This window comes from Acinetobacter johnsonii ANC 3681 (assembly GCF_000368805.1).
Classification (GTDB): domain Bacteria; phylum Pseudomonadota; class Gammaproteobacteria; order Pseudomonadales; family Moraxellaceae; genus Acinetobacter; species Acinetobacter johnsonii.
The window spans coordinates 1,267,511-1,282,250 of the sequence record NZ_KB849705.1 but is presented as its reverse complement, the minus strand read 5'-3'; the positions used below and the strand labels follow the sequence as shown (position 1 = coordinate 1,282,250).

The 14,740-nt window shown below is 40.6% G+C and carries 9 protein-coding genes; 8 read left to right on the top strand and 1 reads right to left on the bottom strand.

The genetic code is table 11. The features are described 5' to 3' along the window. Positions 1–4: 4 nt before the first annotated feature. Positions 5–1,324: an MFS transporter gene (locus tag F946_RS10325; RefSeq protein ID WP_004981974.1), complete on the bottom strand. Its 1,320-nt coding sequence runs from the start codon at positions 1,322–1,324 to the stop codon at positions 5–7. A gap of 176 nt (positions 1,325–1,500) precedes the next feature. Between F946_RS10325 and F946_RS10320 the strand changes: the two genes are divergently transcribed. The 8 genes from F946_RS10320 to F946_RS10285 all read left to right on the top strand — a co-directional run bounded on the left by F946_RS10320 (position 1,501) and on the right by F946_RS10285 (position 14,709). Continuing rightward, the gene (locus F946_RS10320) at positions 1,501–4,254 is read left to right on the top strand and encodes an autotransporter assembly complex protein TamA (protein ID WP_004981972.1); all 2,754 of its coding nucleotides are present in this window, start codon (positions 1,501–1,503) and stop codon (positions 4,252–4,254) included. A gap of 25 nt (positions 4,255–4,279) precedes the next feature. After that, positions 4,280–8,797, top strand: a complete 4,518-nt coding sequence (locus F946_RS10315; protein WP_004981970.1) for a translocation/assembly module TamB domain-containing protein — start codon at positions 4,280–4,282, stop codon at positions 8,795–8,797. 207 nt (positions 8,798–9,004) lie between these two features. Next, positions 9,005–9,208 (top strand): hypothetical protein, encoded by a 204-nt coding sequence (locus tag F946_RS10310; RefSeq protein WP_004981968.1) that lies wholly within the window; start codon positions 9,005–9,007, stop codon positions 9,206–9,208. A 145-nt stretch (positions 9,209–9,353) separates the two neighbouring features. Next, positions 9,354–9,788, top strand: a complete 435-nt coding sequence (locus tag F946_RS10305; RefSeq protein ID WP_004981965.1) for an I78 family peptidase inhibitor — start codon at positions 9,354–9,356, stop codon at positions 9,786–9,788. 108 nt (positions 9,789–9,896) lie between these two features. Beyond that, on the top strand, positions 9,897–10,256 hold the full coding sequence (locus F946_RS10300) for a hypothetical protein (RefSeq protein ID WP_004981963.1): 360 nt from the start codon (positions 9,897–9,899) through the stop codon (positions 10,254–10,256). A 121-nt stretch (positions 10,257–10,377) separates the two neighbouring features. Continuing rightward, positions 10,378–10,647 carry a hypothetical protein gene (locus tag F946_RS10295; protein ID WP_004696516.1) on the top strand — a complete coding sequence of 90 codons (270 nt, stop codon included), beginning with the start codon at positions 10,378–10,380 and terminating at the stop codon, positions 10,645–10,647. Positions 10,648–10,941: 294 nt separating this feature from the next. Further along, the gene (locus F946_RS10290) at positions 10,942–13,581 is read left to right on the top strand and encodes a bifunctional aconitate hydratase 2/2-methylisocitrate dehydratase (protein WP_004981961.1); all 2,640 of its coding nucleotides are present in this window, start codon (positions 10,942–10,944) and stop codon (positions 13,579–13,581) included. 135 nt (positions 13,582–13,716) lie between these two features. Further along, positions 13,717–14,709, top strand: a complete 993-nt coding sequence (locus F946_RS10285; RefSeq protein WP_004981960.1) for a restriction endonuclease — start codon at positions 13,717–13,719, stop codon at positions 14,707–14,709. Positions 14,710–14,740 lie beyond the last annotated feature (31 nt).

Below are 14,740 nucleotides of genomic sequence, written 5' to 3'. Positions count from 1 at the left end.
AACTTTAGTCCTCTAACTCAGGTTGTACAGTTTTTAGCATGGGTTTGAGTCGATATAACAACCACAGCGTAAAGCCCGCACTCAATACAGCAGTAATGCTGAAAAGTATTTTAATATCAATCTTTAAAACACTTAAAATGATAATCGAAAATATAGCAGAAGACACCATAAACACCGCATTTAATATGTTGTTTGCGGCAACAACACGTGCACGATGTGAACGCGGTGAATAGGCTTGCATCATGGCGTATAGCGGCACAATATAAAAACCGCCACTGATGCCGAGTAAGGTCACCGCAAGCATGACATGGTAATAAATTGCACCGTGGTTAAACATATCCGCGACATTCATCATTGCGCCTGTACGCTCAGGTACAAAAGCCAGACTCAAAGCCAAGTAAAAGGCAAATAGGGTGAGCCCAATCGCACCGATTGGCACCATTTTAATATTCACTTCAGAGCCACCAATTCTACGACACAGCAGGGAGCCGACTCCAATCCCGACAGAAAAGAACGTGAGTAAAAGACTGACGACATTTTCTGATGCATGTAAATTTTGTTGAGTCAACTGTGGAATTTGGGTGAGATAGGTTGCGCCGTAAAACCAATACCACGAATTCCCCAGTAAAATCATAAAGATGAGGGGGAGGCTTTTGGCATATTTGAGTGTTTGAAAACTGGTTCTAAAGAAATTCCAGTCAATTTTTAAGTCAGGTGAGCTGACTGGCTGTTTTGAAATAAATCGACTGGATAGATAACCCAAAACGGCAATGATGACGACAGTGAGGCTGATCCAAATAAGATTGCCTTGAGAAACCGAAATAACTGCGCCACCAAAAATCATCCCAATTAAAATAGCAATCGAGGTGCCCGACTGAAATAGCGCATTGCCCGACATGAGTTCATTCGGTTTTAGAATCTCAGGTAAAATGGCGTATTTAATGGGGCCAAAGAAGGTGGAGTGTGTGCCCATCATAAATAGAGCCAAGAGCAGCAGCCATAAATTGCCCAATAAGAAACCCGCGGAACCGATGAGCATAATCACAATTTCTAGAACTTTGATGCCACGAATAAGTTGTGAGCGCTCAAACTTATCGGCAATTTGTCCTGCGGTTGCAGAAAAAATGAAGTAAGGCAAAATAAATAACAGCGCGGCTAAATTATTTAAGGTACTGACATCCGCGGCTTGTTGATTAATCCATCCATAAGTAATGACTAAAAGCAAAGCTTGTTTATAGACATTGTCGTTTAAAGCACCAAAAAATTGGGTAATAAACATGGGAAGAAAACGACGGGTACTTAATAGATGTTCATTGTTTTTCATGCTTTTTGCACTGCATTAAGTTTTATTAAGAAATGTGACTAATTGCTCAAACGTTCAATAAAATCATGTAAGATATTTAAAACCTGAAATTGGGTAAAATAATCAATAGATTTCAGTTCTTTTGTGACAATTCATTAGAGCAAATCCATAACGATTAAATAAATTTAGAGTTTTTTATGCTTGCCAAAACACAATTTAAAAAGTCGACTCTTTCATTGAGTATGAATTCTTTCATACCGTGGCATCATAACAATAAATATTTGTGTCTGAGTATCTTTTTAACGCTTTTGTCACAAGCGGCTTTGGCTGAAACACCCGTTGCGATTGAACCCAATAACGCACAAGTTGAGCCACAAACTTCTACTCAATTCACTGAAGACATTAAAAAAGAAGCAATTCGCCAAGGTATGAGCAGTGCGGACGAATTAAAAAAAGTTGAAAATTCTGTAGTTCAGCCCACGGTTCCAGACAGTATGCAAATGTTGCAACAGCAGCAGACGGCTTTAAAAAATTTACCTGAATTTGCACCGATTGAGTTTGAAGATCTTGAAGACTTGCCAACTGTGCAAGTTGATCAAGGTATGGCCAATGATATTTATCAGGTGGCTGAGCAAGCGAAAGCAGAAGCTCAAGCTTACCGAAGTGGTCAAACGACCGAGTTGGTGGTGAGTGATGCAACTCAGCAGGAAATGGCGGAAATTAATCAAGCTCCGGTCAATGTTGATCAACTGATGCAAAGCATTCAAGCAGACAGTAAAATTTCAGTAGAAGCCAACACGGAAGGCAATACTTTAGATTTTGGCATGAGTGCTGAAGAGCAAATTGCCAAAGAACCTAATTTCTTTAAACGCATGCTTTATAAAATTCGACCACCAAGAGAACTGGATACTGCAAAGGTGCCGCGGATCAGTGCGGATGTCGAAATCATCAATGCGAAATATGAAGGTGAAATATCCAATAAAGCGTATCAGGCCGCTTTGGTTAATTTAAAAGAAAATATCAAAGGCAAAGTTTCTAGCTTTACCGAAGAGTCTTTTGAAGACTTTCCTTCGGCATTGCCACAGTTGCGTTCACTTTCAAACCAAGCCGCACAAGCTGTCGGTTTTTATAATGCTGAATTTAAGTTTGAAAAAAACAGCAGTAACCGTGTGCGTATTCAGGTGGTACCGAATACCCCTGTGCGGATTGAAGAACAAAACATCGAGTTTAGTGGCGCAGGTCAGTACTTACCGCAGTTCCAAGTGATTAAAGTCTTACCTGAACAAGACGTTGGTGATGTATTGCACCACGGCTTATACGAGTCGACGAAAGCACGAATTAATGAAGCGGCCAGCAATAACGGTTTCTTTGATAGTTACTGGCGCTTACATGATGTGAAAGTTGAACAGCCGCAAAATACCGCAGACATTAACTTACGTTATGAAACAGGTCAACGTTATAAACTCGGCGGTGTTGAGTTTGTGATGAGTGACCCAAGCAAACCACTGCCTATTGATTTAGATGTTTTGCAAAGTTTAGTGACTTGGGAGCCTGGCGCGGACTATACTTTTTGGCGTGTTAATGGTTTGGCTAATAATTTGACCAACTCACGTTATTTTAACTACAGCTTGGTAGATGCAGTTCGTCCTGATCCAGTTGAAGGAATCCGTGAGTTACCGCCTGATTTACAGCAGTTGGTCGATGACCAACAACTTTCTCATCAGGATGTTTTGGTTCAAGAGAAAAAGGAGGTTGCTTCGAATCGTGAAGTGACACAGTCTGTGGTCAGTGAAGCACAGTTTGCCGGTGTCAATGATGCCGAGCAGAATAAAGCACAAGCAGCGCTTCGCACCGCACAAGAAACCAAACAAAGTGAAGAAGAGCGTTTAAAACTTGAAGCTCGGGAAACAAAAGTAATTCCTGTTAAAGTTACTTTAAATGCAGACCAGTTAAATAGTGTAGAAGTCGGGGCAGGTTATGGTAGTGATTCTGGTGCTCGTTTACGTACACAGTATCGCCGTGCGATTGTGAACCAGCGTGGACACTCTTTTGATGCCAACTTAGAACTTTCAGAAATTCGTCAATCTATCGATGGTCGTTATAATATTCCTTATAAACATCCACTAAATGATTATATCAGTCTCGTGGGGGGGTATGAGCGTGAAGAACGAGATGACATCGGACAAGGCGTAAACTTACTCACTGAGTCTGCTGTTGCCGGGGCTGACCGTGTTATTAAAAACCCGATGGGAAATTGGCAACATACTTATGGTGTACGTTACCGTTTAGATCGATTGACGCAAAAGGGTTCAGCGAAAGTAGATGATTTGCCTGATGCATTTATTGCAAATAATGACCCCGAGCAAGAGTCGCTTTTATTGGGTTATGAAATTTCTAGAATTGACAGTGATAAACGTGTAAACCCAAGTAAGGGAATTAAACAAACTTATAAAATTGAACTTGGAAGCGAAAGCCTACTTTCAGATGCAGATATGGCCATCGTAAATGCGGGTTGGCGCTTTATCTATTCATTGGGTGAAAATGACAACCACCAGTTTGTTGGACGTGGCGATCTCGGTTATATCTTTACTGAAGACTTTAATAAAGTTCCTTATAACTTACGTTATTTCACGGGTGGAGACCAAGGTATCCGAGGTTTTGATTATAAGAGTTTGTCACCTGTGGTCGATGGTTTTAAAGTGGGTGGTCAGGCCTTAGCTGTTGGCTCCATGGAATACAATTACCAGTTTAAAGAAGGCTGGCGTGCAGCAGTATTCAGCGACTTTGGTAATGCTTATGATACAGATTTTAGCAATGACACCGAATACAGTGTCGGTCTTGGTGTGCGCTGGGCATCACCGATAGGCCCGATTCGGATTGATGTAGCGTCAGGTATTTCTGATGATAGTCATCCGATACGTGTGCATTTCTTTATTGGCTCATTATTATAAAATTTAACACTTTTTTGGGAAGACTATGGCTGAAGTAGAACAGCAGCAAGAACCAACACCACCTACGCCGCTTGTCAAACAGCGACGTATTTTTAGAAGTGTCATGTTGACGCTGTTGTTGACGCTCATCTTGTTGGTGATATCGCTTGCGGTCATGTTTTCTACCGATAAAGGCAGTAAGTTCTTACTCGACCAAGTTTTACAACGTCAGCAGATTATTCAATATGAATATGAAGGCGGTAATCTGTGGAAAGGCATTATCCTTAAAAATGTGGTGGTCACCTTAAAGCCTGTCGATGTCAAAATTGACCGTGCTGATGTAAGTTTGGGTTGGCGCGCCATCTTAGATAAAGAGATTCATCTACGTGAAGCTGATGTGCGCAATTTGCGCATCATTACCAAAGGTGAACCGAGTGATGAACCCTTTAAGTTCAGCGAAATTAAATTACCCTTTGTTTTACGTTTAGATACAGCAGATGTTGATCATTTAAATATCCGGACTGCATCCGATGCCCAAGTAGATTTTTATGATGTGCATTTAAATAATGCCCTCTGGTCGGGGACAGAACTTGAGTTTGAAGACTCTCGCATGGACATGGGCTATTTAGCAGTTCGTAATGCAACTGGGAAAATGAAATTCTCAGGGAAATATCCACTTGAAGCGACCGCCATTGCCAACTTACCGGCACTGCGTGATAGTTTAAATGTGCATGATATTGCTGTACACGCAACAGGGACATTGGATACTATTCAAGCGGGTTTTGCAACGCGGACGCCTGACCTGTTGACGGGTTGGGCCATTTTGCACCCTGTACGTAAGCATGTACCGATGCAAGGTCAGCTTAAATTTAATCATTACAACTTACCACTCCTGACCGATTACAAACTCTATGCTGAAAAAGGCGTTGCTAAATTTTCAGGTGATATCGAACGTTTAAATATTGACTTAAACACAGATCTAAGTGGTAAAGACATTCCAAAAGGTCAATATACCGCTTTGATGCATACCGATTTGGTTCATCAACTTGATATTGATAACTTAAATGCTCAGTTGATGAAAGGTGCGGTCAATCTGGGTGGTGTGGTGAGTTGGAAAGACCATGTCACATGGGATGTACAAGGTCGTTTAGATAAAATCAATCCTAAAGACGATGTACTGCCACAAGTGGTTTCTGACTTTCTACCGCCGAGTTTGGATGCAAAAATTGCATCTAAAGGCACGCTTGAAAAAGGCTTACACTTAACCGCAGATCTAGACTTTGATCGTTATGAAGCATGGCATCTCGCACTAGACCAAAACCCAGAGAAAAATAACAAAGTCCAGCCAATGTTGATGGATGTCTCTTGGAAAAATATTGACCGTGCCGTGCCTTATATCGGCTGGTTAAGTAGTGCTTCAGGGGATGTAAAACTGGCGTTGGTTGAAGGTCAGCAAGATATTCATGTTGCAACTGTTGTGAGTCAACACGAAAAAGCGACGTTACCTGCGGGTAATTACCTTGCACAGTTAAATTTTAAAAATAATAATTTAAATGTGCCGAGTTTTAGTTATGTAGCAGGTAAGGGAAGCTTAAGTGGTAATGCGGTGGTTGAGCTACCAGATGAGAAACGTCAACTGAAGTGGAAAGCCGCTTTAAACGCGAAAGATTTTAACCCGCAAATGGTGGCAGAGGCTTCACCGGTTAATCTATTGAATGGAAAGCTACAAGCAAGTGGCTATGCCAAACCGAATCAGCAGATCATTCAGCTACAGGGCATTGATCTGACTGGAAAACTGGTGGGCAATAATGAAACGGTTCACTTAACTGGTCAGTCAACCGCGGCACTCCTGTTTAATGATGAAAAAGCTGGTGGTGCTTTCAAAGGCTATGCAGTGAACTACGATGGCGCTTTAAAAGCCAGCCAGTTTGAAGCCAGTCAGGGTACGTTGAACCTAAAACTTTCAGGAACGCCTGAATTTATTAAAGTGACTGAGCTGAAACATAATGGTGTGGCAGGCCAAATTAATGCCAGCGGTTTGGTGCATTTTATTCACGGCATCACTTGGGATGTGAATGCAGCATTCATTCGTTTTAAACCTCAATATTTTGCGTCTAGTGTTAAAGGCGAATTGTCTGGTGTAGTGAAAACCAAAGGTACATGGTCGGATGCTTTAAAACGCATTAACATTGAAAGCTTAAACCTAGCGGGTACGCTGAACAATAAGCCAGTCCGTGGCACAGGTAATTTAGCTTTGGTGCTCAACTCCAGCGAAAAGGGCTTTTTACCGCAACAGTTTGAAGCGAATAACCTACTGTTGGCGTATGCCAAAAACCAAGTACAAGCGACGGGTAATGCACAAAATCTAAAACTGAATATTAATGCACCTGCTCTGTATGAAATTTATGCGGGCTTACGTGGCCGTGCCTACGGCTATTTAAATATCCAATCTCAACCACGTTTAAGAGCTACGGCAAACTTAGCAGTGGATAATTTTGGCTTTAAAGATCTGATTGATATGCGTAAATTACGCATTGTCGGGCAATTGCCGACATCGGAAACAACACCGTCATTATTAACTGCAAAAATGGAAAGCTTAAGAAGTGGTAATCGTGAAATTCAACAAGGTGAAATTTCACTGGCAGGTATTCGTAAAGCCCATTTATTAAAAGTTTCTGCGCAAAACGAAAAGTCGAAATTTTATGTGCAATTGGCAGGTGGTTTTAATGCGCAAAATGATTGGTTAGGCCAAATCCAAAAAGGTGATTTTGACTCTTTGCGTGCACGTTTGGTACAGCGCCAAAGTGCAGCCGTGGTCTATAACAGTGCCAAAGCAGATTTGTTGATTGGTGCGCATTGTTGGATGAGTCAACAAAGTCAGTTGTGTTTTGACCAGCCGATTCGTGTCAGTAAAACACGTGGCAATATTTCATTCGTGACTCAAAACCTCGACCTAAACGACTTTGCTGCCTTTATGCCTGAAGGATTAGCGATTACAGGTAAGTTAAATGGACATGCTAAAGCGGTTTGGGCACAAGGGTCTAAACCAAAAATTGATGCGCGTTTAGTCACCCGAGATGGCGTGATTGGCTTGGCTGCGGATGACCCACAAGATATGGGCTCAACCTTAAAATATGAACAAGTGGCTTTGGTTGCCAAAAGCATCGCGGAAGGTTTACAAATCCGTTTGGATGTCAAAACACCTGAAATTGGTGTGGGCTATGCCAATGTGGTTATTGATCCTTATCGGGACAATATGCCTATGCGCGGTGAAATTGCATTTGATCAGATACAACTCAAAGTCTTTAAACCTTTCATTGCTGATGTACGTTCGATGGGCGGAACACTTTCGTATGCAGGTAAAATTAATGGAACGCTAAAAGCACCACTACTTACAGGCGATGTCCGTCTGAAAGATGGTTCAATTAGTATGATCTCACTTCCAGTCAATTTGACCAATATTCAGCTGTATTCCGCTATACGCCAAGACCAAGCCACCATCAATGGTGCTTTTAACAGTGGTCGTGGTGTGGGGACACTTACAGGGACGGTAGATTGGAAAAATGATCCACGTATTCAGCTTCAGTTGAATGGAGAAAATCTACTGATTCGCCAAGCGCCATTAATTACCGCGCTAGTGACGCCGAAAATCACACTGGATGTTTTACCGTTGAGTAAGAAATTAACCTTAAACGGTGAAATTCAAGTTCCTCGTGCGCTTATTTCGATGCCTGAAGCATCTGTACCTGTGGTGAACGTATCGTCTGATGTACGCGTGGTCAGAGAAGGTCAAAACCAATTGGCGATTTTAAATAGCGCAAAACCTTGGGACATTCGTGCTGATCTGATGGTTGGACTAGGTAATCAAGTTGTCTTCCAAGGGTTTAATAGTCGTATTCCATTGTTAGGACGTTTATATCTGTCGCAGCGTGGTGCAGAAACCGCAATGCGTGCCAATGGTGCAATTGGGGTAAGTCAGAAAGTTAAAATTGAAGCCTATGGGCAGAGTTTGGATTTAAACCGTGCCATTGCACGTTTTAACGGTGTGTTGAGCAACCCAACACTGGATGTTGATGCAAATAAAAATGTACAAGGCAGCACGGTGGGTTTCCGTGTGACGGGTACGGCAACATCACCAAATATTCAGGTCTATAACGATGCAGGGCTGTCTGAGCAAGAAGCTTTGAACGCGTTAATTACAGGCCGCATTAACGAAGGCACAAGCGGTTTAAGTCAAACTGAAGGCTTTAAGTCTGATGTCAATAACACCATTGCTGCCGCAGGGATTAGCTTAGGTTTAGGCGGGACACGCGCCTTTACTAACCAAATTGGACGTACTTTTGGCCTAAGCGGTTTGGCGTTGGATGCGCAAGGTACTGGGGATGACACACAAGTCAGTCTGACGGGTTATATTACACCTGACTTATATATTCGTTATGGCGTGGGTGTCTTTACACCAGTCAATAAACTGACTCTGCGTTATCAAATGAACAAACGTATGTACTTAGAAGCGAGTCAGTCATTAGAGCGTGCCATCGATGTCTTCTATAACTGGAAGTTCTAAAGCTGCTCTTCTGCTAAATAAAGCCTACATCATGTAGGCTTTATTTTTAGGTGTTAAAAAAGCTTAATTCGTCATTTGATAAAATTCTTTATTTGATAGATGAAGAAAACCTATGAATAACAGACACTAGATACTTAAAATCAATTAAACCATAATGAAAGTAGGTGTATAGTAAATGGACTTGCTAAATTTAGAGTGATGATCCCTATGCCGATCAATTTTGTAATACGCTTTGCAGTGATTTTATTTTCAGTTTTAATTTTAGTGGCGCTTGCTATTCAGTTTTTCTTTGATCCGCACTATACCGTGGTCTTTTGGATCTTTGCTATGCCGTTCATTTTAGGTACTCCAATTCTAGCATCTGTAGTTTTAACGAAAAATGAAGAACTTGATATTCACTCAGTCAATTAAAAATGACCTGAAAATATAGCCTTTCAGCATACAAAAGTCCGTCAAATGATGGGCTTTTTTATTAAACCTTAAATTTTGCAAAACTCTCACAATTTTTTTCAAACATATTTGCTATGTTGATCTTTTATTTAAAGAAATATTTTTTATGAAAAAAATCGTAATGCTTGGATTAATGGTTGCTGCTATTTCGGGATGTAGTACTGCGCAAAAGAATGAAACTGAAAAGCCAACTTTAGGTATGGCTAATCCTGCCAGTACATACTGTGTTGAACAGGGTGGTAAATTAGAGATTCGAAAAGAGGCCAATGGTGAAGTAGGCTATTGCCATTTGCCGAATGGTCAAGTCATTGAAGAATGGGCGCTTTTCCGTGCTAGTCAAAGCAAATGTGTTGCTGAGCAAGCGACAGCTTTGATTGGTCAGTCAAATTTAACTGAAGCACAGATTAAGCAAAAAACCAGTGCGAAGATGGTACGCTTAGTACAACCGGGGCAGCCTGTGACTATGGATTATCGCGAAGACCGTGTGACAGTAACAGTCGATACGAAAACCAATAAAGTGGTTCAAGCAAGCTGCGGTTAATTTTTCCAAGTATAAAAGCCCAAATTTGGGCTTTTATACTATTTAAAGTGGGTAATGGTTCTTCATTTGAAAAAGTTTGATTATGATAGGGCGAATAGGAGAGTTGTAATGAAAAAGTTATTCGCTTTGGCTGCTGTGATTGCACTGGTGGGTTGTGCTGAAAAAAAACCGTTAACACCAGAAGAGCAATGGCATGGCTATTGTAAAAGTATTGGTAATGCAGCACGTTCAATTATGTTAGATCGTCAAAATGCCATTGAAAAAGATAAAGCAATTGAGCATGCCAATAAAGTTGAAGACGAAATGACCAAGGCATTTGCGTTAGAAATTATTGAAGATGTTTATGCTTTACCTGAGGCTGAAATTAAGTCCGATATTGAAGGTGCGCGTGAAAAAATTCGTGTGAAATATACTGAAAAATGTATCACAACACCGCATACCGAAATGCCAGATTACAAACCGTTCTAAGGAACGGTTTTTTTATTTTTTGGATAGAACTTTTTGTGACAAAACTCTAAATCATATATATAGCAAAGCATATAAAAATAAAGAATAATGAACATAGAATAAAAAACGAGAGGAGCAGAAAATGGAAGTTGTTGGCTATTTAAATCACGCTGATTTACTCTTGGAAGATGAAAATGGTGTGGCCGTAATTGGCGGTGGTCATTATGTCCTTAGCTTGGGTGACCATGTATACTTCAAACACGCACTTGACCATGAACCTACACGAATTTCAGTACAAATTTCTTTTGCAAGCTCTGCACATCAAAATTTACATGAGGATGAAATTCAGATGAAATTTGAAGGCTGTCGTGAAAGTTTCAAACAATATATTCAAGCGACAACCGTACACTAAGGTTGAATATTTATATTGCGTAAAAAGAGGCAACATAGGTTGCCTTTTTTGTTTTTAAATGGCAGTTCAAAGTTAATGTGAAACAATTCCAAACGATCTGACTATATTGCTGTTTTTATGTGCAATCGATATGAACATCATTTAGTTAGAAAATAATGGGCATCACGAAGAAACACTTGTAGCGCATTAACTTTTAACTGGAATTTTAGTAAAATTAAGCAGTCCATATTATTTACGTAGCTTTATTTAAAGCAGGAATACGTAAATAATTTTTTAAAAAAGAGGAATAACACCGTGCTAGAAGCTTACCGCCAACACGTTGCAGAACGTGCCGCACTCGGAGTCCCACCGAAGCCACTTGACGATGCTCAAACAGCTGCATTAGTTGAATTATTAAAAAACCCACCAGCTGGCGAAGAAGCATTTTTAGTTGATTTACTAGAAAACCGTGTTCCAGCGGGTGTTGACCAAGCTGCATATGTTAAAGCTGCATTCTTAGCTGCTTTGGCAAAAGGTGAAGCGACTTCACCATTAGTTTCTAAAGAACGTGCGGTTTACTTACTAGGTACTATGCTTGGTGGTTATAACGTTGCTCCTTTAGTTGCTCTTCTTGACGATGCTGCACTTGCTGAATTAGCAGCTGAAGCACTTAAGAAAACGCTTCTTGTATTTGATGCGTTCCATGACGTTGCAGACAAAGCAAAAGCGGGTAACGCGAATGCACAAGCGGTTATGCAATCTTGGGCTGACGCTGAATGGTTCACGACTCGTAAAGATGTTCCGACTGAAATCAAACTGACTGTTTTCAAAGTCACTGGCGAAACCAACACTGACGACTTGTCACCTGCACAAGACGCATGGAGCCGCCCAGACATTCCATTGCACGCAAATGCAATGTTGAAAAACGTACGTGACGGTATCAACCCAGAAGTTCCTGGTGAAGTTGGTCCATTAAACCAAATCAAAGACTTGATCGCGAAAGGCAACCAAGTTGCTTACGTAGGTGACGTTGTTGGTACTGGTTCAAGCCGTAAATCAGCAACTAACTCTGTACTTTGGTTCTTCGGTGACGAAATTGCTCACATCCCGAACAAAAAAGACGGTGGTTACTGCTTAGGTTCTAAAATCGCTCCGATTTTCTTCAACACAATGGAAGATGCTGGCGCGTTGCCAATCGAAATTGATGTTGCAAACATGAACATGGGCGATGAAATCGTTCTTAACATTGATCATGCTGCTGCAAAAGTTACTGCAACTAAAGACGGCGCAGTCATTGCTGAAGCTGAACTTAAAACTCCAGTTCTTCTAGACGAAGTACGTGCGGGTGGTCGTATCAACTTAATCGTTGGTCGTGGTTTAACAACTAAAGCGCGTGAAGCTCTTGGTCTTGCTCCATCGACTTTATTCCGTACTCCAGTTCAACCTGCTGCTACTGGCAAAGGTTTCACTCAAGCACAGAAAATGGTTGGTCGCGCATGTGGTCTTCCTGAAGGTCAAGGTGTACTTCCAGGTACTTACTGTGAACCTAAGATGACGACTGTTGGTTCGCAAGATACCACTGGTCCAATGACACGTGACGAATTGAAAGACTTGGCTTGCCTAGGCTTCTCTGCTGACCTTGTTATGCAATCTTTCTGTCACACCGCTGCGTATCCAAAACCAGTTGACGTTCAAATGCAACACTCGCTTCCTGATTTCATCATGAACCGTGGCGGTGTGTCTTTACGTCCAGGTGACGGTATTATTCACTCTTGGTTAAACCGTATGCTTCTTCCAGATACAGTTGGTACTGGTGGTGACTCACATACTCGTTTCCCAATTGGTATTTCATTCCCTGCGGGTTCTGGTCTTGTAGCATTTGCTGCTGCGACTGGTGTTATGCCGCTGGATATGCCTGAATCTGTACTTGTTAAGTTCAAAGGTAAAATGCAACCTGGTATCACACTACGTGACCTTGTACATGCCATTCCTTACGTTGCGATTCAGCAAGGTGACTTAACTGTAGAGAAGAAAGGTAAGAAAAACATCTTCTCTGGTCGTATCCTTGAGATCGACTTAACAGAAATGGAAACAGACCTTACTGTTGAGCAAGCATTCGAACTTTCTGATGCATCTGCTGAACGTTCTGCTGCGGGTTGTTCTATCACTCTTTCTGAAGAGAAAGTTGCTGAATACCTGAAATCAAACATCACTATGTTGAAGTGGATGATTTCTGAAGGTTATGGCGATGCGCGTACTATGGCTCGTCGTGTTGAGAACATGGAAAAATGGTTAGCGAACCCATCACTTCTTAAAGCTGATGCTGACGCTGAATACGCGAAAGTGTATGAAATTGACCTTGCGACAATTACTGAACCAGTTCTTTGCTGCCCGAATGACCCAGATGATGCGAAATTGCTTTCTGATGTTCAAGGCGTGAAAATTGACGAAGTATTCGTTGGTTCATGTATGACGAACATCGGTCACTTCCGTGCAACTGGTAAGTTGTTAGAGAAAGTTCCTGGTGGCGTACTTTCAACTCGTTTGTGGATTGCTCCACCTACGCGTATGGACGAACGTCAATTGATGGAAGAAGGTTTCTACAATACTTATGGTAAAGCTGGCGCGCGTACTGAAATGCCGGGTTGTTCATTATGTATGGGTAACCAAGCACGTGTAGCGCCGAACACTACTTGTGTATCGACTTCTACGCGTAACTTCCCGAACCGTTTAGGTCAAGGTGCGAACGTTTACTTAGCTTCTGCTGAACTTGCATCTGTTGCTGCTGTATTGGGTAAACTACCAACTCCAGAAGAATACCAACAGTATGCAGCTCAAATTGATAGCATGTCTGCTGACATCTACCAATACTTAAGCTTCGACAAAATGGGCGACTATACTGACGCTGCTGCGAATGTTGATACGAAGAAAATTGCTGCTGCTCAATTGACTTAATGAGCTAGGATTAAGAGAAGCCGAAAGGCTTTTCCCTAGTGCAAGAGCAAATTTATGATTTGCTTTGAAAATTAAGGTTAAATGAGTTAAAAATAAGGGCTGAGTAATCAGCCCTTATTTTTTGCGTAGAGAAAAATGAAAAAATATTTAATGGTAAGAAGTCCAGAAGCATTAATAAATGATAATAAAATTGGCTATGGCTGGAAGCAAATAAATTTTGCAAGCCATAACAATATAAACTCTCTAATAAAAGCAATAATTGATACAAATGGTTCAATTGGTCGAATGACTAATCAAGTTAAAAATTATTTTAATTTGAAAAAAGACGATATTGTTATTGTTCCTTTAGGTAAAAATATTGCTATAGCTAAAGTCTTAGGTGAAAAACTTTTTGAATCTTCATTTACTGATGGACATGGAGCCAACCAGATACGTGTAGAGTTTTTTAGAAAAGAGAACAAAATTATTCGTATTCCAAGATCAACATTAAAACAAAATTTAGAAAGTAGATTAAAACTCCGAACAACTATTGGAGATTTATCGCGATTCTCTGAAGAGATTGAACATTTAATTCAGAACTTAAATAGTTATGGTAATTTTGAAGTAGATAATAGTTATCAAGAAAAAGCAGAGTTTTATGAAAGAGAATTTAAAAAAGAATTATTAAATGCATTGTGTAAAGGTAATACAAGATTAAAGGCAGGAGGAAGAGGTTTAGAGGAGTTGGTAAGAGAATTATTAAAAATAGAAGGATATTCTCAGGTCGATATTTTAGATAAGAAAAATGGGGAAGGTATTGCGGATGTTGATATTCAAGCGACTTCCGATAATAACCCATTTTTGAAAGATATTTTAGTGCAGGTAAAGCACCATAATGGTGAAACTAGTGCGCATGCGATTAAGCAACTAATTGCTTATGAAGATGAGGCAAGTTCAAATGCATATAAGTGGGTAGTCACAACTGGAAATATTTCTGATCAGTCGAAATTATTAGCTGAAGAAAATCAGATTAATATTATGGAAGGTGAACAGTTTGTAGATTGGATCTATACAAATTTAAATAAGCTATCTATAAAAACGAAAGCAAACTTAGGAATTGTTGATGTTCCAAAATTAAGTTGGTCTTAAATATAAAACTAACTAATTGGAATTTTGAATT

Excerpts from the sequence above, each read along its gene's own strand:
- F946_RS10325 (WP_004981974.1), bottom strand. The coding sequence starts at position 1,324 with ATGAAAAACAATGAACATCTATTAAGTACCCGTCGTTTTCTTCCCATG.
- F946_RS10320 (WP_004981972.1), top strand. The coding sequence starts at position 1,501 with ATGCTTGCCAAAACACAATTTAAAAAGTCGACTCTTTCATTGAGTATG.
- F946_RS10315 (WP_004981970.1), top strand. The coding sequence starts at position 4,280 with ATGGCTGAAGTAGAACAGCAGCAAGAACCAACACCACCTACGCCGCTT.
- F946_RS10310 (WP_004981968.1), top strand. The coding sequence starts at position 9,005 with ATGCCGATCAATTTTGTAATACGCTTTGCAGTGATTTTATTTTCAGTT.
- F946_RS10305 (WP_004981965.1), top strand. The coding sequence starts at position 9,354 with ATGAAAAAAATCGTAATGCTTGGATTAATGGTTGCTGCTATTTCGGGA.
- F946_RS10300 (WP_004981963.1), top strand. The coding sequence starts at position 9,897 with ATGAAAAAGTTATTCGCTTTGGCTGCTGTGATTGCACTGGTGGGTTGT.
- F946_RS10295 (WP_004696516.1), top strand. The coding sequence starts at position 10,378 with ATGGAAGTTGTTGGCTATTTAAATCACGCTGATTTACTCTTGGAAGAT.
- F946_RS10285 (WP_004981960.1), top strand. The coding sequence starts at position 13,717 with ATGAAAAAATATTTAATGGTAAGAAGTCCAGAAGCATTAATAAATGAT.